A 26191-nucleotide genomic window follows, 5' to 3' on the forward strand; every position below is an offset into this window, starting at 1 on the left:
TTTTGGATTGGATATTAAAGATACACTGACAGAAGCCATTGTCGCGGCTGCAAAAAGTGCTATTGCTGATGGTGTGTTCCCGGAAGGGGAACTTCCGGCAGTCGTTTTGGAAGTACCCCCGCAGAAGGAATTCGGCGATTTTGCCACGAACTTTGCCATGCAGTCGGCACGGGTGTTCCGCAAGGCTCCCCGCCAGATTGCCGAGGAACTGGTAAAACGCATCGAGGGTGACTGGCTCGACCATGCCCAGATTGCCGGCCCGGGCTTTTTGAATTTCTATCTGAAGGGCAATGTGCTCTATGATTCCTTCCAGAAAATCCTCGAAGCAGGCGAAAACTACGGCCAGTTGCCGCAGAAAGACGCACCGAAGATTCAGGTGGAATACGTCAGTGCCAACCCCACGGGCCTGCTCCATGTCGGTCATGGTCGTGGTGCGGCAGCCGGCTCTGCCCTCGTGAACCTGCTGCGGGCGGCTGGTTATCCGGTGGAAAGCGAGTACTACATCAATGATGCCGGCAATCAGATGAACAATCTGGCCCGTTCCGTCAATGCCCGCTATCTCGAACTTCTGGGACAGGACGTCGAGTTCCCGGAAGACGGCTATCATGGCCAGGACATCATTGACACGGCTCAGCGCATCATCGACAAGGAAGGCGACAAATACCTCTCCATGAGTGATGAAGAGCGCATGGATATCTTCAAGGATCTGGCCTATGTGGAAAAACTGGCTACCCTCAAAGAAGATCTGGCCTCTTTCAATGTGACCTTTGATAAATGGTTCAGCGAGCGCACCCTGCATCCGGAAGCTGTCAATGCTGCTGTGAAGATCCTGCAGGACAACGGCAATATCTATGAAAAGGATGGCGCCCTCTGGCTCAAGTCCACGGCTTACGGCGATGACAAGGATCGCGTGGTTATCCGTGACAATGGTGTGCCCACTTATCTGGCTGCGGATATCGCTTACCATCATAATAAATATGAGCGTGGCTTTGACCGTCTCATCAATATCTGGGGCGCTGACCATCATGGCTATGTATGCCGCGTGAAGGCTGCCATGGATGCACTGGGCCATGATTCCGAAAAACTCACGGTGTTGCTGCTGCAGATGGTGGCTCTCTACCGTGGCGGCGAGCTCGTGAAGATGAGCAAGCGTACCGGCCAGAGTGTAACCCTCAACGAACTCATGGAAGAAGTCGGCACCGATGCTGCCCGCTATTTCTTCCTGATGCGTTCCTTGGACAGCCAGCTCGACTTCGATCTGGATCTGGCCAAGAAAAAATCCAATGATAACCCGGTGTACTACATCCAGTATGCCCATGCCCGCATTTGCAGCATCTTCCGCCAGTGCAAGGAAACGGGGCTGTCCTTGAGCGACAAGCCGGAACTTTCTCTGCTCACGGATGAGTCGGAAATCGACCTCATCAAGAAGATTGAGGAATATCCGGAAGAAATCGAGCGTGCTGCCCGTGACTATGCACCGCAGCGCATTGCCCGCTACAGCTATGATTTGGCCAGTGCCTTCCATAGCTTCTATAATAAATGCCGCATTGTCGGCGTAGAGCCGAAACTGGCAGAAGCTCGTTTGGCTCTGGTGACGGTAACGGCCCATGTGATCCGTCATTCTTTGGGAATTCTGGGTGTATCCGCACCGGAACAGATGTAAGGTAAATTTAAGAGTTGGAAGGAGACCCTTTGATTATGGATTTTATCAATAGCTCGGAAGTAGATATCGCTTATCACGTGCTGACGGAAAAAGGTCAGACCATGTACTACAAGGATTTGATCCTCGAGGTAATCGAAAAGAAGCATAAGCCGGTACAGTCCCTGTCCGCAGCTATCTCGGAAGTATATACCCTCATCAATATGGACAGCCGTTTCCAGCATGAAGGCGACCAGCAGTGGGGCCTCACGGAATGGAACCCGCCTGAAGTGAAGCGTCATGCTGCCCGCGGTACGGCATCCCGCTCCAAGGCTGCCAACAAGGCCATCAACAGCCGTCAGAAGAAGCTGGAAAGCATTCAGGAATAAGGAGGTAAATCATGGCAAAGTATATCTTCGTTACCGGTGGTGTAGTTTCGTCTTTGGGCAAGGGCATTACGGCCGCTTCCCTGGGCCGTCTTTTGAAAAGCCGTGGCCTCAAGGTGACCATTCAGAAATTCGACCCGTATATCAATATTGATCCGGGTACCATGAGCCCTTACCAGCATGGTGAAGTGTTCGTGACCGATGATGGTGCAGAAACTGACCTCGACCTCGGCCACTATGAGCGTTTCATCGACATCAACCTGTCCAAGAACAGCAACATTACCACGGGTAAGGTGTACTGGTCTGTACTCCACAAGGAACGCCGCGGCGAATACCTGGGTTCCACGGTGCAGGTTATCCCTCATATCACCAACGAAATCAAGCAGCGTGTCTATGATGTAGCCAAGGCTGATGGCGCTGACGTGGTCATCACGGAAATCGGCGGTACTGTAGGCGATATCGAAAGCCAGCCGTTCCTCGAAGCCATCCGTCAGGTCAAGAAGGAAGTCGGCCCGAAGGATACCCTCTACATTCATGTAACGCTTCTGCCGTATATCTCCGCAGCTGGCGAGCTCAAGACGAAGCCGACGCAGCACAGCGTAAAAGAACTGCGTGCCATTGGTATCCAGCCGGATATCCTCGTGTGCCGCACGGAAAAGACCATTTCCAAGGACATGAAGGAAAAGATTGCCATGTTCTGCGATGTGCAGCCGGAAGCTGTCATTGAAAACCGCACGGCGTCCACAATCTACGAAGTGCCTCTGATGATGCAGAACGAGGGGCTGGATAAAATTGCCCTGCAGAAGCTCAATATGGACTACGGCCCGGCCGATATGTCCGATTGGGCAAAGATGGTCTACAAGATCAATAACCCGTCCAAGAAGGTCAAGGTGGCCGTGGTCGGCAAGTATGTGGAACTGCCGGATGCTTACATTTCCGTGACGGAAGCCCTGCATCATGGCGGCATCTACAACGATGCATCCGTGAAGATCCAGTGGGTCAATGCGGAAGCCATCGAAGATCCGGATACGGATCTGTCGGAAGTATTCGTGGGCTGCAAGGGCATTCTCGTGCCCGGCGGCTTCGGCGATCGCGGCGTGGAAGGCAAGATCAAGGCTATCCAGTATGCCCGTGAGAACAATATCCCGTTCCTGGGCCTGTGCCTGGGCATGCAGTGCGCCGTCATCGAATTTGCCCGTCACGTCTGCGGCATGACGGACGCGCACAGCTCTGAGTTCAATGAGGAAACGAAGCATCCAGTCATCGACCTGATGGAATCCCAGCAGGGCATCGAAGACAAGGGCGGCACGATGCGTCTTGGTTCCTATCCCTGCACTCTGCGTGAAGGTACGCATTCTCTGGCCGCTTATGGCACGGCAAACATTGCCGAACGCCATCGTCATCGCTATGAGTTCAACAACAAGTATCGTCAGGAACTCACGGAGCGCGGCTTAGTGATTGCTGGTACCCTGCCGGATGACAGCCTGGTGGAAATGGTCGAAGTAAAAGACCATCCCTGGTTCGTGGCAACGCAGGCTCATCCCGAGCTCAAGTCCCGCCCGAACAACCCGCATCCGCTGTTCCGCGATTTTGTCAAAGCAGCTTTGCAGGTTAAATAAATTTAGTTAGTTAGTACCAGCCTGGCGGCTTAGGGAGCTTTGACTCGCTCCGCTGAGCCGTCAGGCTAAAACTATTTTTTGCCCTTTATATCAGCGTGAAAAGTCAAAACTCGCTGCGCTCAGACAGCAGACTTTTCCCGCTGATTTTTTGTGGTGGGCAAAAAATAGTTTCTTAACGCCTGCCGGCATACGCTCCGCTCTGCCAAAGCTCCCTAAGCCGCTAGAAGGAACTGGTCTGCACATATTGTGACTATCGCTGCAATAGTCACGAATTAAAACCTGTCAGCAAGCAGGCAGTAAGGCTGGGGCGAGGGGATTATTCTAAGCGGAGCGTTAGGTGATGGGCGTTAAGAACTTATTTTTTTCTCCAGGGAAGTGCGCAAAGGTTTTGTTTGAGCGTAGCGAGTTTAACCTTTGCCCACTTCCTTGATTGAGAGAAAAAAATAAGTTTAGCCCATCACCGTAGCGCAGTCTGAATAATCCCCTCGCCCTAGCCGTCTTGGGGGAAAAAAACTTTCAATCAAGCAGGATAAGCAAGCAAACTCGTAGAAATAGACAGTATAAAAGATGAGAGAGTCAAATGTAAGGAAATTTTGGCTTGGGACTGGGATTTTTACGGAGAGAGGAGGATTTTCAATGCTTATCGATACGGCCTGTTCTTTGGCGTTCTACTGCCAGCGCTGCGGCCGAATCCAACTGCGGGATGTACCACTCTTTAGCGGGCAGATGCAATTCGTTATGGAGTGTGAGAACTGTGGGCACGAGATGGGCAAAATTACCTTGCGGCCGCGCAAAGGACTGGAACTGAACACGGAATGCGGAATATGCAAAGGCGAGAACCGCCAAGTCTTTACCTGGCGGCAGCTGCGAAAACTCAGGTTTGCCAGACTTTACTGTCAGCACGATAATTTTGAACTCGGCTACATTGGCCGGTGGCAGGATATTGCCGAATTCCTGGACTTCAACACCGCAGAATACGATGCTTTGCATCCCACTGACGGCGATTGTTACATCGAACATCAGCAGACCTTGCTGGAAGCGCTCAATCGCATTCACGATCTGGCGGCCAGCGGCGAGCTGGAATGTACCTGTGGCAGTGCAGACATTACAGCGGCGGTGGAACGGGATTCGGTACGGCTGGATTGCCGTTATTGTGGCAACTATTGCATACTTCCCGCCAGGACTGCGGCGGATCTGCAGGCTCTGAAGCCTGGCCAGGGGACAAAATTTGTCTGGAAAATGCGCCCGTGGCTTGACGTGAAAGAAAAATAGGATTATCATAAACCATATTGACATACGAGCAAGGGACTATCGGTGTTGGCCGACAGTCCCATTTTCGCGTAATATATGCAAGGAAGAATATTGAGGTGTGAAGATGAATTCTTTATTTGCTGCACTCAGCAGCAATGCCGGGGTCAAGAAACTGCAGGCCTGTATGCAGGCCGCGCCCCAGGAAACATTGGTATATGGCCTATCAAACTCCCAAAAACATGCAATTCTGGCTTCGGCTTATGAACGGGCACCCCAACCATTGGTGATTATCGTTCATAGTACAGAGGCCTTGCAGGATTGGCGGGAGGATTTGTTGTCTCTGTTGCCGGGAACCGAAATCCTCGAATTGCCGGAACTCGATATGATGACCGTGCAGGCCCAGGCCCGCAGTATGGAGCGTTCCGCCCGCCGCATGGACGTGATGGTGCGGCTCTCACGCAAAGACCCGGTCATTGTGTTGGCCAAGGCAACGGCTGCGGTGCAGAAGGGCATCAGCCGGCAGGATTTTGCCCGGCTCAGTGTCAGCATCAGCATCGGTGAGGAAATCGCCTTAGAGAAGATATTGCAGCGCTTGGTGCAGCTTGGCTATGAACATGCCGATGAAGTCGAGCGCATCGGCCAGTTCAGCGCCCGGGGCGGCATCGTGGATGTCTATCCCATCAATGGCGAGAACCCCGTGCGCATCGAATTCTTTGGGGATGAGATCGACTCCCTGCGGGAATTCGATTTAGACAGCAAGCGTTCCCTGAAGAACATCAACAGTGCGACCATCATGCCACTGGCGCAGACGGACAGTTCCGGGCAGGCCGAAGTCTTCCTGTCCTTTCTCGAGGGCAAGGGCACGGTGCTCTTTGATGAGCCCACGCGCCTGCGGGAACAGATGCGCACCATGGTGCGGGAAAATCCTGATATCAAAGGCAAGGTCTTTTCCTGGGAAAACCTGCAGGCTTCAGCCCGGGAAAACCGTGTGCTCTATACGGCCATGCTGCTGCAGCAGGTGCATGGCGCAGACGCTGCGCAGACCATCAGCTTTACGGCACCCAATGTGGCCAGCTTCCAGCGGCAGATGGACTTGCTCATGGACGAGATCAGCCGCTGGCTGGCGCAGAAACAGCACATCCTGATCTTGCTGTCTGAGAAGAGCAAGGCCGATTCCCTGCGTGAACTTTTGGCTCGTCATCGTTACCCTTCCCTCGTGATTGAGGAAGGGGCAGAACTTCGGTCAGACTGCGTCAATATCCAGGTTGGTCGCCTGATCAACGGTTTTGAGATGGCCGCTGCCAGCCTGGTGGTCGTGACGGAGAAGGATATCTTCGGGCATGCGAAAAGGCGGGCCATCCGCAAGGAAAGCAAGGGCGAGAAGCTCTCCCATTTCCGGGATATCAAGCCCGGGGATTATGTCGTGCATGCCGGTCACGGTATCGGCAAGTACATCGGTGTGGAAACCCTCGAAGTTGGCGGCATCCATAAGGATTACCTGCATATCAAATACGGCGGGGATGACAAGCTCTATGTGCCGACTGAGCAGGTCAATCTCCTGCAGAAATATATCGGTGCCGAAGGGGAAGTGCCCCGTTTGCACCGCATGGGTGGTACGGAATGGGTCAAGGCCAAGGCCCGGGCCAAGAAGTCCGTCGAGGATATTGCCAAACAGCTGATTGAGATCTATGCCAAGCGGCGTCAGGCGAAGGGCTTTGCCTTTGCACCGGATGACAGCAGCCAGCATGATTTTGAAGATGCTTTCCCCTATCAGGAAACGGATGATCAGCTCAAGGCCATTGCGGAAATCAAGGAAGATATGGAGAAGGAAAAGCCCATGGACCGCCTGCTCTGCGGGGATGTGGGCTTTGGCAAGACGGAAGTAGCCATCCGGGCTGCCTATAAGGCCGCCATGGACGGCAAGCAGGTAGCGGTGCTGGTGCCGACGACAGTCCTGGCCCAGCAGCATTTCCAGACCTTCAATGCCCGTTTTATGGAATTTGCGCCCAAGGTAGATGTCATCTGCCGTTTCCGTACCCTGAAGGAACAGAAGCAGACCATTGAGAAAGTCAGGCTGGGGCAGGTGGATATCCTGATCGGCACCCATGCCATCCTCAATCAGAACAAGGTGCAGTTCAAGAATCTGGGGCTGTTGATTGTGGACGAGGAACAGCGTTTTGGCGTCAAGCAGAAGGATAAGATCCGCAAGCTGGCCGCAGGCATTGACGTACTGACGCTCTCGGCTACGCCGATTCCCCGCACCCTGCATATGTCCCTGGTGGGAGCGCGGGATATGAGCATCATTGAGACGCCGCCAGCGGACCGTTTCCCGGTGCAGACCTATGTGGTAGAGGACAATGATGCGATTATCGCCGGTGCTATCAAGCGTGAGCTGAAGCGCGGTGGTCAGGTCTACTTTGTCTATAACCGCGTCGATACCATTGACCGCATGCGGGAAAAACTGGAATCGCTCGTGCCCGATGCCCGTATCCAGACTGCGCATGGCCAGATGCCGGAGTCTTTGCTGGAGCGTGTGATGATGGATTTCTACGAAGGGGAATACGATATCCTCTTAGCTACCAGTATTGTAGAGAACGGCCTCGATGTGGCCAATGCCAATACCATCATTGTCTATAATGCCGATCATTTCGGCCTGTCCCAGCTCTATCAGATGCGGGGCCGCGTAGGCCGTTCCCATCATATGGCCTTTGCCTACTTCGTCTATCAGGCGGATAAAATCCTGACGGAGACGGCAGAGAAGCGTCTGCAGGCCATGAAGGAATTTGCCGAACTTGGAGCTGGCTTCAAGATAGCCATGCGGGATCTGGAAATCCGCGGCGCAGGCAATCTCTTAGGCTCCCAGCAGCATGGGCATATCGCCAGCGTCGGTTTCGAGATGTACTGCAAGCTGCTTGAAGAGGCTGTGGACAGGTTGCAGCATGGCGAAAAAGAAGTGGTGGAGGTTCAGCCAGACCCGATCATCGATTTGCAGGTGGAAGCTTATATTGATGGGGACTATGTCAGCGATGCCATGCATAAGATTGAGATATATCAGCGCATTGCCGCTATCCGCAGCAATGAGGAAATCCGCGCTTTGCTCGATGAGCTCATTGACCGCTTCGGTGAACCCAGCCAGTCGGTCATGAACCTTTTGGAGGTAGCCCGCATCAAGAACTATGCCCGCGAGCTGAAGATCCGCACCATTGCAGAACTGCCCAAGGCACTGGATATCTATATCCTGCCCGGCCATCGCCTGCCCGCCAAGGGGCTGATTGCTGTCGATAAAGTATTGGGCCGCAGCATGCGTTCCCTGCCCGGAAAAAACGGTTATCGCTTTGCCTTGCAGGACAGCCAGAAAAAGAATATCACCAATTTCGTGCTGCGGCTTTTGCTGCTGGCCAGAGGTGAAGAAGAGGCGGCAATGCAGACGAGTGAACCGGTGACGAAAAAAATAACGAAAGCGAAAGTGAAGAAATAATATGGCAAAGATTACAGTAGTTGGCTTAGGCCCCGGCCATGCCGGCCTGATTACCCGGGAAAGCTGGGCACTGATGGAGCAGGCAGAGCATCTGATCCTGCGCACGAAAATCCACCCCACGGTAGCGGCACTGGACGAAGCTGGCATCCAATATACAACGTATGATGGCTTCTATGAAGAAGCGGCAGATTTTGAGACACTCTATCGCAGCATCGCCGCTGACCTGCTGAAGAAGGCAGAGGCCTGGGGCGAACTGGTCTATGTGGTGCCGGGCAGTCCTCTGGTGGCTGAGCGTACCGTGGTATTGCTGCGGGATATGGCTAAGGGGACAGATGTGGCGGTGGATATCCGTCCGGGCATGAGTTTTGTTGAGGTCATGTATACCCGTCTGGGCATCGACCCGGTAGAAGGCCTGACCATCCTCGATGCCTTGGATATCGAAACATTGAACGAGACGCCGGCACAGTCGCTGATCATCACGCAGGTCTACAGCCAGCCCATCGCTTCCGATGCGAAACTCATGCTGATGGAACTCTATCCGGATGAATATGAGATCACCTACATCCATGATCTGGCGATGGAGGATGAGTCCATCCGGCAGATCCCGCTATACGAGCTCGATCGGCAGCCGGATCTTGACCATCTGACCAGCCTTTATATCCGGCCCGTTCAGGCAAATAAAGCGGAATAAATTTTTTTGAAAGCAGGTATTTCAACATTTTTGTTGAATTTATACTATATGTGATTTGCAAAGGGGGTGTAAATGATGGCAGATTGTATTTTTTGCAAGATAGCAAATAAGGAAATCCCTTCCACGGTGGTTTACGAGGATGAGCAGGTTGTGGCCTTCAAGGATTTGGAACCGCAGGCGCCGGTGCATGTGCTGGTGATTCCCAAGAAGCATGTGGCAAGCGTAGCGGAACTCAAACAGGAAGACAAGGAACTGGCCGCTCATATCCTGGTGGATGTGATTCCGCAGCTGGCCCGTGAACTTGGCGTAGCTGAAAAGGGCTTCCGCGTTGTCGCCAATACCGGCGATGAAGGCGGCCAGACGGTCAAGCATCTGCATTTCCATCTCTTAGGCGGTCGCTCCATGCAATGGCCTCCCGGCTAAGTCCAGAGCATTGATTTGTGCGAAGTTTGTGTTGACATGGGCGTTATTGTTATTGTATAATAGCGTGGTGTAGTTTTGAAAACACAAACTCCCAAGTTAAGTGGAGGGGGGGAAAAATAGATGGCAAACGAAATCAAAGTTGGTAAAAATGAATCAATCGATAGTGCTCTCCGCCGCTTCAAGCGCATGTCCCAGAAAGCTGGTACGCTGGCTGAAGTGAGAAAACGTGAACATTACGAGAAACCGAGCGTTCGCCGCAAGAAGAAATCTGAGGCAGCTCGTAAGCGCAAGTTCAGATAATTTGCGCGGGACACCTGCAGATCGCAAGATTTTCAGGTGTCTTTTTGCTATGCGCATATAGGAAAGGAAGATGGATATGTCATTGAAAGAACAGCTTACCGCTGATATGAAAGAAGCCATGAAGAACAAGGAAAAGGAGCGCCTGGCCGTAATCCGCATGGTACGTGGTGCTATCCGCCAGCAGGAAATCGACGGTCAGAAGGAACTCGGTGAAGAAGACGTCATTGCCGTAATCAGCAAGGAAGTCAAGATGCGCCGCGATTCCATCGAGGAATTCCAGAAGGGCGGCCGTGAGGACCTCGTGGCAAAAACGCAGGCTGAGATCGATGTGCTCATGCCGTATCTGCCGGCCCAGCTTTCCGAAGACGAAGTGCGCGAACTGGTCAAGGCTGCTGTGGAGCAGACCGGTGCTGCCAGCCCGAAAGATATGGGCAAGGTTATGGGGGTACTCATGCCTAAGGTCAAAGGCCGTGCTGATGGCAAGATGGTCAACAATATCGTTAAGAGCTTTTTGCAGAACTGATATATGATAGGTGCCCGAGGGGGCTGGTAATATTTTTCCTTCGCTTGGACAAGCTTGCCAAACGCTACGGAAAACATCACCAGCCCCCTTGGGCTTAATGCGTTGTTATTGCTGATGCAGGGCAGGATTTTTATGGTTGATTGTGGAAATAAATAGCCAAGGGGGTGAGTTTATGGATGCGGTGATTGATATGCCGGTATTGCAGATGCTTTTGCTGGTCATCATGTTTCTGGCCATCATGGTGGAGATAAAGACTGGCGGCATGGGTGCGGGCATTTTGTTAGGGCTGGTGGCTGCCGGTGTATTTTGGGGCAGCCAGTACGTGAAGGGATTGGTGTCGCTTTATCAGATTGCCATATTTATGGGCGGTCTCATCTGTATTATCGTGGAAATGCTCTTGCCGACCGTGGGCCTTTTGGCCGGCCTGGGCGTGGCGGCCATGCTCTATAGCGTGGTACTGGCCATGGGCGGCGATATCCATGCCCTCTATGCCATGCTGATGTCCTTCGTTGCGGCAATCGTGATCTTCGCCTTGATTGTGAAGCGGCTGCCGTCGAGCAAGCTTTGGAATAAGGTGGTGCTCAAGGATGAAAGCCGTTCCGAAAGAGGTTTTGTCAGTGCAATGCCACGGCCGGAGCTCCTGGGAGCGACTGGAGAAGTGCTGACAGAGTTGCGGCCTTCGGGGAGTGTAAGGCTTAATGGCAAGCCAGTGGATGTGGTTTCCGAGGGGGCGTTCGTGCCCAAAGGCTCGCAAGTTCAGGTCGTTGATGTACAAGGTAATAGAGTTGTGGTTCGGCAAGTATGATTAGTGTACTTTTCTTTGGCGCAAAGAAAAGTACCAAAAGAAAACTCGGCCTGAAATCCCATCACGGGATTTACGGCCGACAACGCTCATCCTTGAGCGCTGGGCAACGATATACCTTTATGGATTCGATGCGGGACGAAAAGCCTTCCCTTGAGAGGACGGCGAAGCGGCGGGAGTCCAGTGGACTCCCCGGGAGTGGGCGCGAAGCGCTCGGATGAGGTGTTTAAGGAGGTTTTGCATTTATGAGTGGTTTGATTGGAACAGGTTTTTTGTTAGTCCTTATCATTGCTTTTATCATGGTATTCCTGCATTTCGTGCCGATTGGTTTGTGGATTTCAGCGCTGGCGGCCAATGTCAGAGTCGGTATCATGACTTTGGTTGGTATGCGGATGCGGCGGGTGCCGCCTAATAAGATCATCCTGCCTTTGATCAAGGCGAATAAGGCTGGTCTTGATGTGGCGGTCAATCAGCTGGAGGCTCATTATCTGGCGGGCGGCAATGTGGATAAGGTCGTGGATGCCCTTATCGCAGCACATCGGGCACAGATCCCTCTGCCCTTCGAGCGGTCGGCAGCCATTGACCTGGCTGGGCGTGATGTGCTCGAAGCCGTGCAGATGAGCGTCAATCCGAAGGTCATCGAGACGCCGGTAGTTTCGGCGGTGGCCAAGAATGGTATCGAGCTCAAGATCAAGGCGCGTGTTACGGTGCGGGCCAATATCGACCGTCTGGTCGGTGGTGCCGGCGAACCCACGATCATCGCCCGTGTCGGTGAAGGTATCGTCACGACGGTTGGTTCCTCGGAAAGTCATAATGATGTGCTGGCTAACCCCGATGACATCTCCAAGACGGTGCTGGGCAAGGGGCTTGATGCCGGAACAGCTTTTGAGATCCTTTCCATTGATATCGCCGATGTGGACGTGGGCCGCAATATCGGTGCGGAACTGCAGACCGACCAGGCCGAAGCCGATAAGCGCATCGCCCAGGCCAAAGCCGAGGAGCGCCGTGCCATGGCTGTGGCCAAGGAACAGGAAATGAAGGCCTATACGCAGGAAATGGAAGCCAAGGTGGTAGAAGCACAGGCTGAAGTTCCTCATGCTATGGCTCAGGCCCTGCGCGAAGGCAAGCTTGGGGTTATGGATTACTACAACCTCAACAATGTGCAGGCTGATACGGATATGCGCAACGCCATCAGTACGAGCAGTGGAGCCGGCAAATTGCAGGCTCCGCAGGCGCCCGTAAAATAAGGGGGGGATTCCCATGGATTCCTTTTGGGTGATCGTTCTCTTTATCCTCTTTGCGATTTTTTCGGATAAGAAGGGCCAGAAAAAGCCTGTGCCCAGGCGACGTGTCCCGGATCTGCCGCAGCGGCCCTTGCCGGATATTGTGCAGCCACGCCGGGAAAAGCTGGAGATTCCGGAACTGCGCGGTGCGCCGCCTCAGCCGAATGTGTTGACTGTGCCGCAGGTGCAGGCGCGCGATGCCATCCTGGCTGAGCAGCAGCGCTATCAGGAGATGATGCGCCGTAAGAAGCGGCAGGAACAGGCTGCTGTGTCGCAGTCAAAGACACCTGCAGCAGTGCCGCCTGCTATAGGACCTGATACCCTGCAGCAGGCTGTCATCTGGTCTGAAATCCTGGGTAAACCCCGCGCTTATCGAAAAAAATAGGGCCAAAACAGGCTCCGGCCTTTGTTTTTTCCCGAAAACCCTTGATTTTTCGCGGGTTTTCTGTTAAATTCTCTTATAGCGGGGTGCAACCCCCAAAGGCCCGCGGCTAGCCGCGGGAGTGCAATAATTTTCTTTAAGGAGGCTACGCTCATGAATAAAACTGAATTGGTAGCTAATATCGCAGAAAAATCCGGTCTGACGAAAAAAGACGCTGAAAAGGCACTGGGTGCTTTCTTTGAAAGCGTGCAGCAGGCACTGATCGAAGGCGACCGTGTACAGCTGATCGGCTTTGGCACTTTCGAAGTGAAAGAACGCGCTGCTCGTAAGGGCCGCAACCCGCAGACGGGCAAGGAAATCGAAATCCCGGCAGCAAAGAATCCGGTGTTCAAGGCTGGCAAGGCTTTGAAGGACGCTGTGAACTGATTGAGCTGATATAGGAGCTGTGAAAATTTTTTCACGGCTCTTTTTTCATATGAAGGAGAAATTCATGCAGGACAAAAGAATCTTGATTTCCGGCGGCACCTCCGGCATTGGACTGGCAACGGCTAAGCTGTTTGTGGCCGCAGGGGCAAAGGTAGCCCTGATGGGCAGGTCGGCTGATCGGGGACGGCAGGCGTTGGTGGAACTGGCTGCCGGTGAACAGGCTGTATTCGTGCCGGGCGATGTGAGCAGCTGGCAGGATTGCCAGCAGGTTGTGCAGCAGGTGTTGGATAGCTGGGGCGGCCTTGATGTGCTGGTCAATTCGGCGGGCATTTATGTAGAAGGTGCCTTGGAGGACATGACGGAAGCGCAGGTGGATCAGGTGCTGGACATCAATGTGAAGGGCACCTATTATCTGAGCCAGGCAGCCGTGCCTTATCTCAAGGAGTCCCGGGGCAATATCGTCAATGTGGCCTCGGATGCCGGGGTGCATGGCAATTACTATTGCAGCCTGTATTGTGCCAGCAAGGGGGCAGTCGTGATGTTTACCCGGGCGCTGGCTTTGGAACTGGCGGGTTTTGGCGTGCGTGTCAATGCCATTGCGCCGGGGGATATCATGACACCGCTGACGGAAGCACAGCTGCAGGAGGCGCAGGACCCCGGACAGGCCTTGCGGGAGATGGTTTCGGTCTATCCTTTGGGGCGCATCGGTACGCCTGAAGAAGCGGCAGCGGCCATCAGATTTTTGGCATCTTCAGCAGCCGGTTTCATCACGGGGACAATTTTGCATGTTGATGGTGGTTTGACAGCTTGAATTGTGTTACAATGAGCAGGTGTGAATTTCGTAGTGCAGGAGGTGTGGCTGATGGCCGGGAAAAAAATCATGATATTGACGGCATCCATCGGCTCAGGACATATCAAGGCGGCAGAAGCGGTGGCAGAGGAACTGCAGCGGCAGCAGCCGGAGGCACGGATTGTCATGGTGGATTTCATGGCCCGTTCCACTTCCTTCTGGCATTGGCTCACGAAGAAGATCTATCTGGAGATGCTGAACTTCGTGCCCAATCTCTATGATGTGTTCTATAAGCTTTCTAGTTGCGAGATGGGCGCCAGCTGTGGCAAGAATATGTTTGCGTATTTCATGCTGCCGGTGTTCCGCCGCCTGCAGAGGGAACATCAGCCGGATTATGTCATCTGTACCCATCCTTTTCCGGCAGAGACGGTTTCCCTATGGAAAGAACGGGAACATAGTGATTTGTCCCTGTCCGTGGTGATGACGGATTATTCCCTGCATCAGATGTGGCTATGCCGCGGCGTGGATCATTATTTCATGGCCACGGAGGCCATGGAACAGGGCATGCTGCAGCAGGATTTTGCCCGGGAAACGCTGCATGCCACTGGCATCCCCATCAGCCGTGCCCTGCGATTCCTGCCGGATAAGGGGGCATTGCGGCAGCAGCTGGGTATTGCGCCAGAGCGCAGGGTCATCATGCTGATGGGCGGCGGCTTGGGCCTGGGAGGTATCGAGAAGAACCTGCAGGAGCTGGAAAAGATCGCCCAGCCGTTGACGCTCCTGGTTATCGCTGGCCGCAATGAGCAGCTTTTGCAAAAGGTGCGGAATTTTGCTGCCAGTTCCCGGCATGACATGAAGGTTTGGGGCTATACAGATGAAGTGAGGAAGCTGATGGGGGCAGCGGACCTTTTGATCACCAAGCCGGGGGCGCTGACCATCAGTGAGGCATTTGCCCTGGGAACTCCCATGCTGCTCCATGATCCCATTCCGGGACCGGAAACGGAAAATGCCGTCTATGCTACGAAGCATGGGGCTGCCATCTGGCTTCATCCGGGGGAACGGCTTTCGCCGGCAGTGGAGGAGATCTTTGCGGGGGAGGCATTGTCCGGGATGCGGAAGCGGGCATTGGCCTGTGCCAGACCAATGGCCAGTGAAGAAATCGTGAAAATAATTTTGCAGTCGGCAGGTTTTTGACAAGTGAATAGGGAATATTATAGTTGCGGGTTTCACAAGAGTGGACAATTGATGGAAGAGATTGGTGATAACATGGCTGTATTTCAATTGCAGAAGAACGGCAATCAGGATTTCATATGTCCCAAATGTGGCCGGCCGTTGCATTTCGTGGATGGTACGGCAGTACAGATTGTCGGTGGCCGGGCAGATATGTCTTCTATCCTGCCTAAATATGAATGCCATCACTGCGGTGTCTATTTTCAGGAACTGTTGGGCTCGGGCTTCTATGATGAACATGATCTGCCCAAGGTAAGTGGTCCCGGGAACAGGGCGAACTGGATTCCCACCGGGAACCTGAAGCCGATGGAACTGAAGCGGGATGCAGAGAATAAATGCAAATGCCCCCGCTGCGGGAGCATGATGGATTATGTGGAAGGTCAGGCGGTGCGTTTGGTCAATGGCCGCCCGGACATGGAGAATGTGAAGGATCACTTTCATTGCAGCAACTGTGAGTCCTATTTTCGCCGTATTGCCACCACAAATTATTTCCAATGGTCAGAAAAGTAGATTTGTCTTGCCATGAGAAAAATTTGCGGTTATTATAGAGTAGATTGAGTTTTTGGCAAGGAGGGAGAAGGATGAAAGCAAGACGGGAAAGACGGGGAATAAACTGGTTTGCCCTGATAATGTTGGCAATCATTGTTTATTTTTCCTCCATCCTCATCTCTCAGCAGGTCTACCTGAGCCAGGCAGCTGATGATTATGCGGCAGCCAAGGCCAGGCTGGAGGCTGCCCAGAAGGAAAATGCGGCGCTGAAAGAAGAAACTCAGCAGCTTAATGAACTCGGGTATATCGAGAAGATCGCCCGGGAAGAACTGGGGATGACCAGAGCCGGGGAGCTTCCCTACAGCACCGGTCATAAATAAGCTTGTATATCTTGACACCCGCAAGTTGTCAAGGGTATAATATTTTTTGTATTTCTAAATACTCTAAGGAGGAAGAATTAATTTGTCCATTGAAGTTGGCAGCGTGCTGGATGGTGTCGTATCGGGCATCACGAATTTTGGCGCATTCATTGAATTGCCAGAGGGGAAAACGGGACTTGTACATATTTCGGAAGTAGCAGATGAGTATGTAAAAGATGTCCATGATTTCCTGGCAGAGAAAGACAAGGTTAAAGTAAAGGTAGTAGCCATTGATGAAAAAGGCAAGATTGGCCTCTCCATCAAGCAGCTGCAGGAGAAAAAGGCCGAGGTGACTGTCGAAGCCCCAGCTCGTGAGCGTTCTTCCTTCCGTGCCCCCAGAGGCAACTTTGGCGGCCGTGACTTTAGAAAACCGAATCGTTACAGTGCTACTTCGGCTTCCTTTGAGGATAAGCTTTCCAAGTTCCTCAAAGACAGCGATGAGCGCCTGACGGACTTGCGGCGCAAGACCGATTCCAAGCGTGGCGGGCGTGGCTCCCGTCGTGACTGAGCATAAATTGGAAGCACTCTGTAAGGGGTGCTTTTGTTCTTTATGCTCTAGGTGATAGGATTGAGGAGTGTTATGCGGGAAAAGGTAGAGGAGCTATGCCAGAAGCTGCTTCCGCAGGGGGCCAGGATTCTGGTGGCTTGTTCTGGCGGGGCAGACTCACTGGCACTGTTGGAGATCTTGTGGCATCTATCTTCCCGCTATAGCTGGCAATTGGCTGTGGGGCATTATGAACATGGAATCCGGGGAGACGATTCTCTAGCTGATGCGGCCTTTGTGGCAGATTTCTGTCATCAGCGCCATATTCCCTGCTTTGTGGAGCATGGCAAAGCCATGGAGACCGCGAAAAGCAGGGCACAGAGCTTGGAACAGGTGGCCAGAGATCTGCGTTATGATTTTTTGGAACGAACTTGTCAGGCGCAGGGCTTTGGCTATATTGCCACGGCCCATCATGCAGATGATCAGGCGGAAACCGTATTGATGCGGATCCTGCGGGGAACAGGCATCAAAGGCTTAGGTGCGATGCGTCCTCAAAGCGGCGGCCGTTATCCGATTGTGCGTCCGCTATTGGGAATCAGCAAGGCAGAAATATTGGTTTATTGCCAGCAGCAAGGCTTGGATTTTCGGGAGGATGCCACGAATTTTGTGGCAGATTGCACCCGTAACCGTTTGCGTCTGGATCTGTTGCCTCAATTGCGGCGGGAATACAATCCGGAAATCAGCCGCAGCCTGTGCCAGCTTGCAGAAATGGCGGCTGAGACCGCGGATTTCCTGCAAGGGGAAGTGGATCGCTGCTGGCAGGAGGACGCTTATGTGCGGCAGGCAGATCATGCGCTGAACCAGAGGGCTGTGGCAGACCTTCATCCTGCTTTGCAGCGCGGTTTGATCCGTAAATTGTGGGAGCAGGTCACGGGCTCGGTACTGGACCTCAATTACCAGCAGACGGGGTTGGTACGCCGTTTGCTTTTAGAAGGCACGACTGGCAGCCAGCAGGAGTTGTCTCACCACTATATGGCCCGGCTGGCTTATGGTTATCTGACCATTGGATCATCAAACAGCCGGACCAATCAGGCAGAAGTGGTTCAACCCGCAGCTGATGTGCAGGTTCCGGGGATAACGTTATGGGGGCCGTGGAAGCTTACCGCAGAATGGCAAAGTGAGGTAAGAGGGGAGACTTCGCCTCGCGAACTTTATCTGTATCCGGAAAATTTTGCAGGCGGGCTGGTTTTGCGTACCCGCAAACCGGGAGACTATATGCGGCTTCCCGGGGGATGCAAGAAGCTGAAGAAGCTGATGATTGACGATAAGGTTCCGCAGGCTGAGCGGGATATGCTGCCATTGCTGGCAAATGGCAGTGAGATAATATGGATGATTGGCCGCAGGCGCAGTGCAAATTGTTTGCATGGTTCTGAGGATTATCATAGAATTTTGTATCTCAAGTTAGAGGAGAGAGGTATTTAATCATGTTACACGAAGATATCGAAAAAGTTGTTTTCACAGAAGAACAGATTCAGGCACGTATTGCTGAATTGGCAAAAGAAATCACGGAAGACTATAAGGATGTTCAGGAAGAAATCTATTGCGTGGGCATTCTGAAAGGGGCTGTGATGTTCTACACGGATCTGGTACGCAAGCTGGAGCTGCCGGTGCGCTTTGACTTCATGATCGCTTCGAGCTACGGCAATGGCACGTCCACCACAGGTTCTGTGAAAATCCTCAAAGATTTGGATTACGATATTGAAGGAAAACACCTGATTGTTATCGAAGATATAATAGACTCCGGTACGACGATGAATTATCTGTCCAAGTACTTCAAAGAGCGCAAGCCGAAATCTGTGAAACTCTGCTCGCTGCTTTCTAAGCCGTCCCGCCGCATGGTAGAAGTACCTATTGACTATTGTGGTTTTGAAGTACCGGATGAATTCCTGGTGGGCTACGGCCTTGACTATGCGGAAATCTATCGCAACCTGCCGTACATCGGCGTGTTGAAGCCGGAGATTTACACCGAAGAATAAAATCCTGGGAGGCATTGGCTTCTCGGAAGGAGGGCAATGGATTGAATAAGTTTCTACGCAATGTAGGGTTCTATTTGTTGATAATACTCGTAGCCATCTCCATCATTGACTACTTTTCGACAAGGAACACAACCAAGCAGGAAGTGGGTTATACGCAGTTCCTGCAGCAGGTGGATGAAGGCAAAGTAGCAAAGGTTGTCCTCATTCAGAATACCATTCGTGGTACGTTGACTGATGGTACGGAGTTTACCACCATTACCCCGGATAATCCTAACCGGGACCCGAAACTCTTTGACAAACTCTCCGCCAAGGGCGTGGAGATCAATGCGGAAAATCCGCCGGAGCCACCCTGGTGGTCCACCATGTTCTCGTCCCTGTTGCCGATCCTGCTTCTCGTGGGGGTATGGTTCTTCATCATGCAGCAGACCCAGGGGGGCGGTGGCCGGGTGATGTCCTTTGGCAAGAGCCGTGCCCGTATGAGCGGTTCGGACAAGATCAAGGTCAACTTCAAGGACGTGGCCGGTGCTGATGAAGCCAAACAGGAACTGGAAGAAGTAGTCGAGTTCCTCAAGCATCCCAAGAAGTACAACGATTTGGGTGCACGCATCCCGAAAGGCGTTCTGCTCTTTGGCCCTCCGGGTACTGGTAAGACCCTGCTGGCCCGTGCCGTAGCCGGTGAGGCTGGCGTGCCATTCTTCTCCATTTCCGGTTCGGATTTCGTGGAGATGTTCGTGGGTGTCGGTGCATCGCGAGTCCGTGACCTCTTCGATCAGGCCAAGAAGAATGCGCCTTGCATCGTCTTCATCGACGAGATCGATGCTGTGGGCCGTCAGCGTGGTGCTGGTGTCGGCGGCGGTCATGATGAACGCGAACAGACCCTGAACCAGTTGCTGGTCGAGATGGATGGTTTTGCTGCCAACGAAGGCATCATCATCATTGCGGCTACCAACCGTCCGGATATCCTTGATCCGGCGCTTCTGCGCCCCGGCCGTTTCGACCGCCAGATCGTGGTGGACAAGCCGGATGTGCGCGGCCGTCTGGCCATTCTCAAGGTGCATACTTCCGGCAAACCGGTGGATGAAGGCGTGGATCTCGATATCCTGGCCCGCCGTACGCCGGGGTTCACGGGTGCTGATCTCAGCAACCTCGTGAATGAGGCAGCACTTCTGGCTGCCCGCCGCGACAAGAAGAAGATCTACATGCAGGAACTGGAAGAAGCCATCGAACGCGTCATGGCCGGTCCTGAGCGCAAGTCTCATATCATGAATGATGAAGAAAAGCGTCTGACGGCTTATCATGAAGGTGGTCACACTCTCGTGGGCATGATGCTCAAGCATGCTGATCCTGTGCATAAGGTTACGATCATTCCCCGTGGCCGTGCCGGCGGTTACACGCTGATGCTGCCCAAGGAAGACCGCAACTATGCCACCAAGTCCGAGCTCCTCGACAAGCTCAAAGTGGCTATGGGCGGCCGTGTGGCCGAGGAAATCGTGCTGCAGGAAATCAGCACGGGCGCTTCGCAGGATATCCAGCAGGCTACCCGCATGGTGCGCGGCATGGTCATGCAGTATGGCATGAGCGATGTCCTGGGTCCTGTGGCTTATGGCGAGAGCCAGAACCATCAGGTGTTCTTAGGCCGTGACTTCCATCAGGAGCGCAACTACTCCGAAGAAGTGGCCAGCGAAATCGACAAGGAAGTCCGCAAGTATCTGGAAGATGCCTATGAGGCCTGCCGCCAGATCATCACGGAAAACCGCGACAAACTGGAACTCATCGCCCAGGCGTTGATGGAACGCGAAACCCTTACGGCCAAGCAGCTGGAAGAACTGCTGGAAAAAGGTTTCATCACCGAGGATGAGCCGAAGCAGGAGCCGCCCAAGGACAACAATGATGGTCCTAAGGATGGCGATCCGGCCCAGATCCCGCCGACGACCTTGGTACAGCAGATCCACAATGAAGCCATGGGCATCGAGACGCCCAAGGAAGCAGTGCCTGCTGAAGGCGTAACGGAAAACTCCCGGGAACCGAAATTCAATGTGACCCATTACGATAAGTAAATGACAGGAAACCTTCTCCTTAGGAGAAGGTTTCTTTTTTTGTAAACTTTACAGAATGAAAAAAATGATGTCCATCATAACGGTACTTAAATATTATTCATGCTGATTGTCACGTAAAATAAAATAATATATAATTATGGTGTCATAAATATTTTACAGTGAGCAGGAGGTATTATTATGTTACTCGCTGGTGGTCTTATCGTTATCCTGACCTTTGCGTTGATTATCAAGAAGATTGAAGCGCGCCTGGTACTCTTTTTGGCCGGTGTCATCATGTGCCTGATCGGCGGCTTGCCGGAGGATATCATGAAAGCCTTTATGAAGGCCATGACCAATAATTCCCTGGTGCCGACAATCTGTACGGTGATGGGTTTTTCCTATGTCATGAAACTCACCGAATGTGACCAGCATCTGGTGCAGTCCATTTCCGGTGTCCTAAAAAAAGGCCGTATGGTCTTGGTGCCGCTGTCCTTTTTCCTGACCTGGTGGATCAGTCTGGCCATTCCTTCGGCAGCTGGCTGCTCAGCGGCCGTGGGCAGTATCCTGATTCCGACACTGATTGCTGCTGGTGTCCATCCGGCTATGGCAGCTGCTACAGTACTGGCTGGTACCTGGGGCAGTGCCATCAGCCCGGGCAACGCCCATAATCCCTTTGTGGCTGACCTGGCTGGTACGGATATGATGACGGTCATCATCAATGAAACGCCGGCTTCCGTGATTGCTTCCTTTGCCTGCATTGCCGTGATGACGGTCTATGCCGTGGTCATGAAGGAAGGGGCGACAGATGAACGCCGGGAAGCCTATCTGGCTACACTGGAAGAAGAACAGCATCATGACTTGCATGATTTCAAGGTAAATCCCCTGCGGGCCATCGTGCCGCTGGTACCGCTGGTGCTCTTGATTCTCGGTTCCAAGCAGGTGGGCATCCTGCCGGAGATGAGCGTAGCCCTGTCCATGATCATCGGTGTGGTCTTGGGGTTGCTCGCGACCTGGTCCAATGCGCAGGAAGTCTGCAAGAACTTCTTTGACGGTATGGGTAGTGCCTATGCCAATGTCATCGGCCTGATTGTCTGCGCCAGCGTCTTTACCACCGGTATGGCCGCTGTGGGTCTGACCGGTGCGCTGACGGATGTCATGAAGGGCTCTCAGTCTGCCGCTGCTGCCGCTGGTACGTTCGGCCCCTTCTTGATTGCCGTGATTTCCGGTTCCGGTGATGCGGCTGCCTTTGCTTTCAATGGTGCGGTAACGCCCTTTGCCGAACAGTTCGGCATGAGCATCATGGATTTGGGTTCGCTGGCACAGATTGCCGGTGCCATGGGGCGTTCCATGTCCCCGGTGGCCGGCGCAGCTATCATCTGTGCAGGTCTGGCCAAGGTCAACCCCATGGAGATTTCCAAGCGCAACGCCCTGCCTTGTCTGGCGGCTGCTTTGGTACTGATGCTGTTCCTGTAATTTTGTGGATGAAACGGAAGAAGGTATACTCATGATCAATGAACAGCGCGTGCTGGATGAATTCCTGGAGCTGGTGCAGATCCGCTGCTCCACCCATGATGAAAGGGAGGTCGCAGACCTCCTGACCAATCGTCTGAAGGAGTTGGGCGGTACGGTCAGGGAAGACAAAGCCGGGGAGAAAATCGGCGGCAATACGGGTAATCTGGTGGCGGATTTTCCCGGTACCGTTGCTGCTCCTACGGTAATGCTGACTGCCCATATGGACTGCGTGGAGCCCTGCGGCGGTGTGAAGCCTGTGGTCAAAGACGGCATCATCCGTTCGGATGGCACCACGATCCTGGGGGGCGATGACAAGGCCGGCGTGACGGCCATTCTCGAAACCCTGCGCCAGCTCAGGGAGCAGGAGATTCCTCATGGTCCGCTGCAGGTCGTGTTCACGGTGGCTGAAGAAAATGGTGTTCATGGCTCCCAGAATCTCGATACGAGTCTGCTGCATGCCGATTTCGGCTTTACGTTGGACACGCATAATCATCCTGGCAATATGACTTTCATGGCACCGGGAAAGAACCAGATCCGGATCCATATCGAAGGCAAGGCCAGCCATGCAGGTGTCAATCCTGAGGCGGGCATCAATGCCATCTGTGCGGCAGGCCTGCTTATCGCGGATGCTCCGCAGGGTCGCATCGATGAGGAAACCACCTGCAATCTGGGGCGGATCGTGGGCGGTTCAGCGACCAATGTGGTGGCGGAATGCTGTGATGTGTTCTATGAAAGCCGCAGCCGCAATAAGGCAAAGCTGGATAAAATCACACAGGAAATCTGCGATCATTTCGTAAACGGTGCAGCGAAGACCAATTGCCGGATTACGGCAGAAGTCAGCCCAGACTATGGCCCGTACCTGCTGGAGAAGGATTCGCCAGCTATCCGGACGGCCATCAAAGCTGCGGAAAAGCTTGGCCTGCCGGTAAATCTCGAAGAATCCGGCGGCGGCTCTGATGCCAACCATTTCAATACCTACGGCGTGCCTACTGTGGTGCTGTCCGTGGGCATGGAAAACGCTCATACCAAGGATGAGTATATCGAAGTGAAGGATTTGTATGATTCTGCCAGATGGGCGCTGGAAATCGTCAAGACCGTAGCGGCAAGTGAATAAATCGTTTGGGAAGGTGCGCTGACGCGTCAGATTGACAGGTCGGCGCACCTTTTATACAATAGTCTTATCATCATATAAAGGGGGACAAATGCATGGAATTCTGTATATTTGGTGCTGGTGGTACCGGCGGTGTTTTGGCGGCTTATCTGGCGATGGCCGGACATGATGTGACGCTGATTGCTCGTGGAGCACACTTAGCGGCGATTCAGGAGTCAGGACTGACCTTGCATACCAACCACCGGGGGACAGAGTCCATTCGGAACCTGAGGGCATGCACGGCGGCAGAGTATGAGGATGTACCGGACGTTTGCTTTGTGTGCATAAAGTATTATGATTTGGAGGATGCAATTGCTTTTGTCCGGCAGAAGATGGGAAAGGGCACGCTGATCATTCCGGTGCTGAATGTGTTTGGGACTGGCGGAGTCATGCAGGAGCAGCTGCCGGAACTTACCTGTCTGGATGGTTGTATCTATGTGATGGGCGAGATTGAAGCTCCTGGTGTGATCTATCAGTCCGATAAGATGCTCCGGGTAATCTATGGTTATCGCCCGCATCAGGCGCAGAACCTTTTGGCAACGGCGCAGGAATTGGAACATGTTTTGCAGGCAGCAGAGATTCGCGGTCATTTCAGTGACCATATCGTCCGGGATGCCCTGCAGAAATTTGCCTATGTATCACCTGCAGGGGCGGCGGGGGCGTATTTCAACGTCACCAGTGAAAAGCTGCAGCAGGCTGGTCCGGAGCGGGAGATGTTTGCCGGACTGATCAAGGAAGTCGTTGCTCTGGGCAAGGCTATGGGCATTGAATTTGAAAACAATCTGGTAGAGACCGGGCTCAAAATCATGGATGCCCTGAAAGCAGGTTCCACTACCTCTATGCAGCGGGATATCCTGCGGGGAAGGCAGTCGGAATTTGCTGGGCTCGTCACCCGCGTAGTGGAACTCGGTGAGAGGTATCATGTACCAGTCCCGCTCTATCAGAAAATCAATGAATGGGGAAAGGAAAATCTGCAGTTACATGGATAGTCTGACCTGGGTGATTTTTGACATTATGGGCACCATTGCTTTTGCGGTATCGGGAGCAATGGTGGCCATCCAGCGCCGCATGGACATCTTTGGTATCATTGTGTTGGCGGCGCTTACAGCCGTGGGAGGTGGTATGGTAAGGGATGTATTGGTGGGGATCAATCCACCGGTGGCTTTGTGCAATATTACGGATTTCATGCTTTCGATCATTATCGCTATCATTGCAGCTTTGGCTTATAGCTTTTGGCCATTTTCCCCGCCGAATAAAGCATTCATGCTCTGGCTCTATAATATGTTTGATACGGTGGGCCTGGCTTCCTTTACCATTACAGGGATGTTGACCGGACTTTCCCGGGAAGCCGGTAATCCCTATGTGCTGCCTGTGCTGTTGGGCGTGATTACGGCAGTAGGGGGGGGCATCCTGCGGGATTTGATGGCACATCGGATGCCGGCGGTCCTGTATAAGGATGTCTATGCTACGGCAGCGCTTCTGGGGGCGATGGTATCTTGTTCTCTGCAGACGGTGACCGATACCATCACCATGGCATGGGTTTGTTTTGTGCTGGTGATTGGCCTGCGTTTCAGTGCTTTGCATTTCGGCTGGCACTTATTTCATCCCCGGTCTGACTGGAAAAAGCGAAAGTAGTGGAAATAATTATCAGATGGTGTTATAATAACGTGTCTGTAGGTCGGATTTTGACTAAGTTTTTTTGGCAAATTTCATGTTTTTTACAGGATTCTGCTTATTATTTAGCGAATAAATTCGATAAATAAGTAAGGACTTTAGGTTATTTGCGACGGGCGGGTTTTGGAAGGTCAGCCCAGCGGATACCTATGGTTATTTAGAGAAGGTTTTGGTTGTTTTTTTAGGGAGTGTGAAGAATTATGAGAAATATTGCAAAACATGTTTCCCAGATGGTAGCACTGCTGGCAGTTTTGATTTTCTCCACGGTTAGCGCTTTTGCTACGCCGTTTGCAGAAACGAACTGGCAGGATAATGTGATTACGGTTACGGGAACAGGTGTAGCACCTGCGCATGCCCGCACACCGGTGCAGGGCCGCATGCTGGCTCGCAGAGCAGCTGTGGTTGATGCATATCGCTATTTGGCTGAATATGTTCAGGGTGTTCAGGTTGAAGCTGAATCTAAGGTACAGGACTTGGCTGCTGCTAGTGATTTGATTAACACAAAGGTAAAGGCTGTAGTTCAGGGTGCTCGTATTGTCAGCGAGAAAGAGATCCCTGGTGGCGGCTATGAAGTGACGATGTCCATGCCGCTGTTCGGTGCAGGCTCTCTGGCAACGGCTGTTATGCCGACCACTAGCCCGCAGGAAGTATTCCCGGAACCGGTGCAGTCTGTAGCTCCTTCCATGCCGGCTTATGATGCCAGCGCATCTGTCAGCGTACGCGTAGAAGTAACGGCTAATGCAACGGCGGCAGCTCCGGCACCTGCTGCGAACTCCAATGCCATTGGCAATTACACGGGTATTATCGTTGACTGCCGTGGCCTCGGCTTGAATCCGGTAATGAGCCCGGTTATCATGAATCAGAATGGCGAAAAGATCTATGGACATAGAAATCTGAACCCGGACTTTGTGATCAGCAATGGTATGGCCAGCTACACGACTGACCTCAACAGCGGCTGTACACGTGCAGGCAACAACCCGCTGGTTGTAAAGGCAGTATCCCTGCAGAGCCATAACAGCTATCCGGTTCTGTCCGTAGCTGATGCTAACCGCGTCCTGATTGAAAACAAGGCTTCTGGATTCTTAGAGAAAACCAACGTGGTGTTTATTCGTTAATTAATTTCATGTAAGAATGATTTTCCCTGTTGGTTGCCCGTTCACAGGCCAAC

The 26191-nt window shown here is 52.9% G+C and carries 26 protein-coding genes; all 26 read left to right on the top strand.

Annotated elements, in window-relative coordinates; genetic code table 11:
- The first annotated feature begins 7 nt into the window (after positions 1 to 7).
- The 26 genes from argS to BUB68_RS00735 all read left to right on the top strand — a co-directional run bounded on the left by argS (position 8) and on the right by BUB68_RS00735 (position 26138).
- A complete protein-coding gene (gene argS, locus BUB68_RS00610) occupies positions 8 to 1663 on the top strand; it encodes an arginine--tRNA ligase (RefSeq protein ID WP_073087895.1) in 1656 nt (551 codons plus the stop codon).
- A 35-nt stretch (positions 1664 to 1698) separates the two neighbouring features.
- Positions 1699 to 2028 (top strand): DNA-directed RNA polymerase subunit delta, encoded by a 330-nt coding sequence (rpoE, locus tag BUB68_RS00615; RefSeq protein WP_073087896.1) that lies wholly within the window; start codon positions 1699 to 1701, stop codon positions 2026 to 2028.
- An 11-nt stretch (positions 2029 to 2039) separates the two neighbouring features.
- Positions 2040 to 3644 carry a CTP synthase gene (locus BUB68_RS00620; protein WP_073087897.1) on the top strand — a complete coding sequence of 535 codons (1605 nt, stop codon included), beginning with the start codon at positions 2040 to 2042 and terminating at the stop codon, positions 3642 to 3644.
- Between the two features lie 636 nt (positions 3645 to 4280).
- The gene (locus BUB68_RS00625) at positions 4281 to 4916 is read left to right on the top strand and encodes a hypothetical protein (RefSeq protein WP_073087898.1); all 636 of its coding nucleotides are present in this window, start codon (positions 4281 to 4283) and stop codon (positions 4914 to 4916) included.
- Positions 4917 to 5019: 103 nt separating this feature from the next.
- Positions 5020 to 8373, top strand: coding sequence for a transcription-repair coupling factor (mfd, locus tag BUB68_RS00630; protein WP_073087899.1), 3354 nt, complete (start codon positions 5020 to 5022; stop codon positions 8371 to 8373).
- A gap of 1 nt (position 8374) precedes the next feature.
- On the top strand, positions 8375 to 9064 hold the full coding sequence (locus BUB68_RS00635) for an SAM-dependent methyltransferase (RefSeq protein ID WP_073087900.1): 690 nt from the start codon (positions 8375 to 8377) through the stop codon (positions 9062 to 9064).
- Between the two features lie 75 nt (positions 9065 to 9139).
- Positions 9140 to 9487, top strand: a complete 348-nt coding sequence (locus BUB68_RS00640; RefSeq protein ID WP_073087901.1) for a histidine triad nucleotide-binding protein — start codon at positions 9140 to 9142, stop codon at positions 9485 to 9487.
- Positions 9488 to 9607: 120 nt separating this feature from the next.
- A complete protein-coding gene (gene rpsU, locus BUB68_RS00645; protein ID WP_014425320.1) occupies positions 9608 to 9787 on the top strand; it encodes a 30S ribosomal protein S21 in 180 nt (59 codons plus the stop codon).
- Between the two features lie 76 nt (positions 9788 to 9863).
- Positions 9864 to 10310, top strand: coding sequence for a GatB/YqeY domain-containing protein (locus tag BUB68_RS00650; RefSeq protein WP_073087902.1), 447 nt, complete (start codon positions 9864 to 9866; stop codon positions 10308 to 10310).
- A 172-nt stretch (positions 10311 to 10482) separates the two neighbouring features.
- Complete coding sequence (locus BUB68_RS00655; RefSeq protein ID WP_073087903.1) at positions 10483 to 11115, top strand: NfeD family protein; 633 nt, start codon at positions 10483 to 10485, stop codon at positions 11113 to 11115.
- Positions 11116 to 11357: 242 nt separating this feature from the next.
- A complete protein-coding gene (gene floA / locus BUB68_RS00660) occupies positions 11358 to 12359 on the top strand; it encodes a flotillin-like protein FloA (protein ID WP_073087904.1) in 1002 nt (333 codons plus the stop codon).
- Between the two features lie 13 nt (positions 12360 to 12372).
- Entirely contained in the window at positions 12373 to 12780 is a 408-nt protein-coding gene (locus BUB68_RS00665; RefSeq protein ID WP_073087905.1) for a hypothetical protein, read from the top strand.
- A gap of 150 nt (positions 12781 to 12930) precedes the next feature.
- Positions 12931 to 13203 (top strand): HU family DNA-binding protein, encoded by a 273-nt coding sequence (locus tag BUB68_RS00670; RefSeq protein ID WP_014425315.1) that lies wholly within the window; start codon positions 12931 to 12933, stop codon positions 13201 to 13203.
- Positions 13204 to 13267: 64 nt separating this feature from the next.
- Positions 13268 to 14014: an SDR family NAD(P)-dependent oxidoreductase gene (locus tag BUB68_RS00675; protein WP_081371801.1), complete on the top strand. Its 747-nt coding sequence runs from the start codon at positions 13268 to 13270 to the stop codon at positions 14012 to 14014.
- Between the two features lie 51 nt (positions 14015 to 14065).
- A complete protein-coding gene (locus BUB68_RS00680) occupies positions 14066 to 15187 on the top strand; it encodes an MGDG synthase family glycosyltransferase (RefSeq protein ID WP_073087907.1) in 1122 nt (373 codons plus the stop codon).
- A gap of 51 nt (positions 15188 to 15238) precedes the next feature.
- Positions 15239 to 15733, top strand: coding sequence for a hypothetical protein (locus BUB68_RS00685; RefSeq protein WP_256625442.1), 495 nt, complete (start codon positions 15239 to 15241; stop codon positions 15731 to 15733).
- 71 nt (positions 15734 to 15804) lie between these two features.
- Positions 15805 to 16092 (top strand): FtsB family cell division protein, encoded by a 288-nt coding sequence (locus BUB68_RS00690; protein ID WP_073087908.1) that lies wholly within the window; start codon positions 15805 to 15807, stop codon positions 16090 to 16092.
- A gap of 82 nt (positions 16093 to 16174) precedes the next feature.
- The gene (locus BUB68_RS00695) at positions 16175 to 16639 is read left to right on the top strand and encodes a S1 domain-containing RNA-binding protein (protein WP_073087909.1); all 465 of its coding nucleotides are present in this window, start codon (positions 16175 to 16177) and stop codon (positions 16637 to 16639) included.
- Positions 16640 to 16711: 72 nt separating this feature from the next.
- On the top strand, positions 16712 to 18097 hold the full coding sequence (gene tilS, locus BUB68_RS00700; protein WP_073087910.1) for a tRNA lysidine(34) synthetase TilS: 1386 nt from the start codon (positions 16712 to 16714) through the stop codon (positions 18095 to 18097).
- A 2-nt stretch (positions 18098 to 18099) separates the two neighbouring features.
- Positions 18100 to 18651: a hypoxanthine phosphoribosyltransferase gene (gene hpt / locus BUB68_RS00705; RefSeq protein ID WP_073087911.1), complete on the top strand. Its 552-nt coding sequence runs from the start codon at positions 18100 to 18102 to the stop codon at positions 18649 to 18651.
- Positions 18652 to 18692: 41 nt separating this feature from the next.
- Positions 18693 to 20708, top strand: a complete 2016-nt coding sequence (gene ftsH / locus BUB68_RS00710) for an ATP-dependent zinc metalloprotease FtsH (protein WP_073087912.1) — start codon at positions 18693 to 18695, stop codon at positions 20706 to 20708.
- Positions 20709 to 20885: 177 nt separating this feature from the next.
- Entirely contained in the window at positions 20886 to 22160 is a 1275-nt protein-coding gene (gene dcuC, locus BUB68_RS00715; RefSeq protein ID WP_073087913.1) for a C4-dicarboxylate transporter DcuC, read from the top strand.
- A gap of 31 nt (positions 22161 to 22191) precedes the next feature.
- Entirely contained in the window at positions 22192 to 23313 is a 1122-nt protein-coding gene (locus BUB68_RS00720) for a M20/M25/M40 family metallo-hydrolase (RefSeq protein ID WP_073087914.1), read from the top strand.
- Positions 23314 to 23405: 92 nt separating this feature from the next.
- Positions 23406 to 24338, top strand: coding sequence for a ketopantoate reductase family protein (locus tag BUB68_RS00725; RefSeq protein ID WP_073087915.1), 933 nt, complete (start codon positions 23406 to 23408; stop codon positions 24336 to 24338).
- On the top strand, positions 24331 to 24984 hold the full coding sequence (locus tag BUB68_RS00730; RefSeq protein WP_073087916.1) for a trimeric intracellular cation channel family protein: 654 nt from the start codon (positions 24331 to 24333) through the stop codon (positions 24982 to 24984). The genes BUB68_RS00725 and BUB68_RS00730 overlap by 8 nt, the downstream gene beginning before the upstream one ends.
- Before the next feature lie 239 nt (positions 24985 to 25223).
- Positions 25224 to 26138, top strand: a complete 915-nt coding sequence (locus BUB68_RS00735) for an LPP20 family lipoprotein (RefSeq protein ID WP_178139435.1) — start codon at positions 25224 to 25226, stop codon at positions 26136 to 26138.
- Positions 26139 to 26191: the final 53 nt, after the last annotated feature.

Source organism: Pseudoselenomonas ruminantium, assembly GCF_900142515.1.
GTDB lineage: Bacteria > Bacillota > Negativicutes > Selenomonadales > Selenomonadaceae > Selenomonas_A > Selenomonas_A ruminantium_D.

Excerpts from the sequence above, each read along its gene's own strand:
- BUB68_RS00620 (WP_073087897.1), top strand. The coding sequence starts at position 2,040 with ATGGCAAAGTATATCTTCGTTACCGGTGGTGTAGTTTCGTCTTTGGGC.
- BUB68_RS00725 (WP_073087915.1), top strand. The coding sequence starts at position 23,406 with ATGGAATTCTGTATATTTGGTGCTGGTGGTACCGGCGGTGTTTTGGCG.
- BUB68_RS00720 (WP_073087914.1), top strand. The coding sequence starts at position 22,192 with ATGATCAATGAACAGCGCGTGCTGGATGAATTCCTGGAGCTGGTGCAG.
- mfd (WP_073087899.1), top strand. The coding sequence starts at position 5,020 with ATGAATTCTTTATTTGCTGCACTCAGCAGCAATGCCGGGGTCAAGAAA.
- floA (WP_073087904.1), top strand. The coding sequence starts at position 11,358 with ATGAGTGGTTTGATTGGAACAGGTTTTTTGTTAGTCCTTATCATTGCT.
- BUB68_RS00670 (WP_014425315.1), top strand. The coding sequence starts at position 12,931 with ATGAATAAAACTGAATTGGTAGCTAATATCGCAGAAAAATCCGGTCTG.
- BUB68_RS00665 (WP_073087905.1), top strand. The coding sequence starts at position 12,373 with ATGGATTCCTTTTGGGTGATCGTTCTCTTTATCCTCTTTGCGATTTTT.
- BUB68_RS00625 (WP_073087898.1), top strand. The coding sequence starts at position 4,281 with ATGCTTATCGATACGGCCTGTTCTTTGGCGTTCTACTGCCAGCGCTGC.
- BUB68_RS00640 (WP_073087901.1), top strand. The coding sequence starts at position 9,140 with ATGGCAGATTGTATTTTTTGCAAGATAGCAAATAAGGAAATCCCTTCC.
- BUB68_RS00690 (WP_073087908.1), top strand. The coding sequence starts at position 15,805 with ATGAAAGCAAGACGGGAAAGACGGGGAATAAACTGGTTTGCCCTGATA.
- dcuC (WP_073087913.1), top strand. The coding sequence starts at position 20,886 with ATGTTACTCGCTGGTGGTCTTATCGTTATCCTGACCTTTGCGTTGATT.
- BUB68_RS00650 (WP_073087902.1), top strand. The coding sequence starts at position 9,864 with ATGTCATTGAAAGAACAGCTTACCGCTGATATGAAAGAAGCCATGAAG.
- BUB68_RS00685 (WP_256625442.1), top strand. The coding sequence starts at position 15,239 with ATGGAAGAGATTGGTGATAACATGGCTGTATTTCAATTGCAGAAGAAC.
- rpsU (WP_014425320.1), top strand. The coding sequence starts at position 9,608 with ATGGCAAACGAAATCAAAGTTGGTAAAAATGAATCAATCGATAGTGCT.
- tilS (WP_073087910.1), top strand. The coding sequence starts at position 16,712 with ATGCGGGAAAAGGTAGAGGAGCTATGCCAGAAGCTGCTTCCGCAGGGG.
- BUB68_RS00735 (WP_178139435.1), top strand. The coding sequence starts at position 25,224 with ATGAGAAATATTGCAAAACATGTTTCCCAGATGGTAGCACTGCTGGCA.
- BUB68_RS00635 (WP_073087900.1), top strand. The coding sequence starts at position 8,375 with ATGGCAAAGATTACAGTAGTTGGCTTAGGCCCCGGCCATGCCGGCCTG.
- BUB68_RS00655 (WP_073087903.1), top strand. The coding sequence starts at position 10,483 with ATGGATGCGGTGATTGATATGCCGGTATTGCAGATGCTTTTGCTGGTC.
- hpt (WP_073087911.1), top strand. The coding sequence starts at position 18,100 with ATGTTACACGAAGATATCGAAAAAGTTGTTTTCACAGAAGAACAGATT.
- BUB68_RS00680 (WP_073087907.1), top strand. The coding sequence starts at position 14,066 with ATGGCCGGGAAAAAAATCATGATATTGACGGCATCCATCGGCTCAGGA.
- BUB68_RS00730 (WP_073087916.1), top strand. The coding sequence starts at position 24,331 with ATGGATAGTCTGACCTGGGTGATTTTTGACATTATGGGCACCATTGCT.
- BUB68_RS00675 (WP_081371801.1), top strand. The coding sequence starts at position 13,268 with ATGCAGGACAAAAGAATCTTGATTTCCGGCGGCACCTCCGGCATTGGA.
- rpoE (WP_073087896.1), top strand. The coding sequence starts at position 1,699 with ATGGATTTTATCAATAGCTCGGAAGTAGATATCGCTTATCACGTGCTG.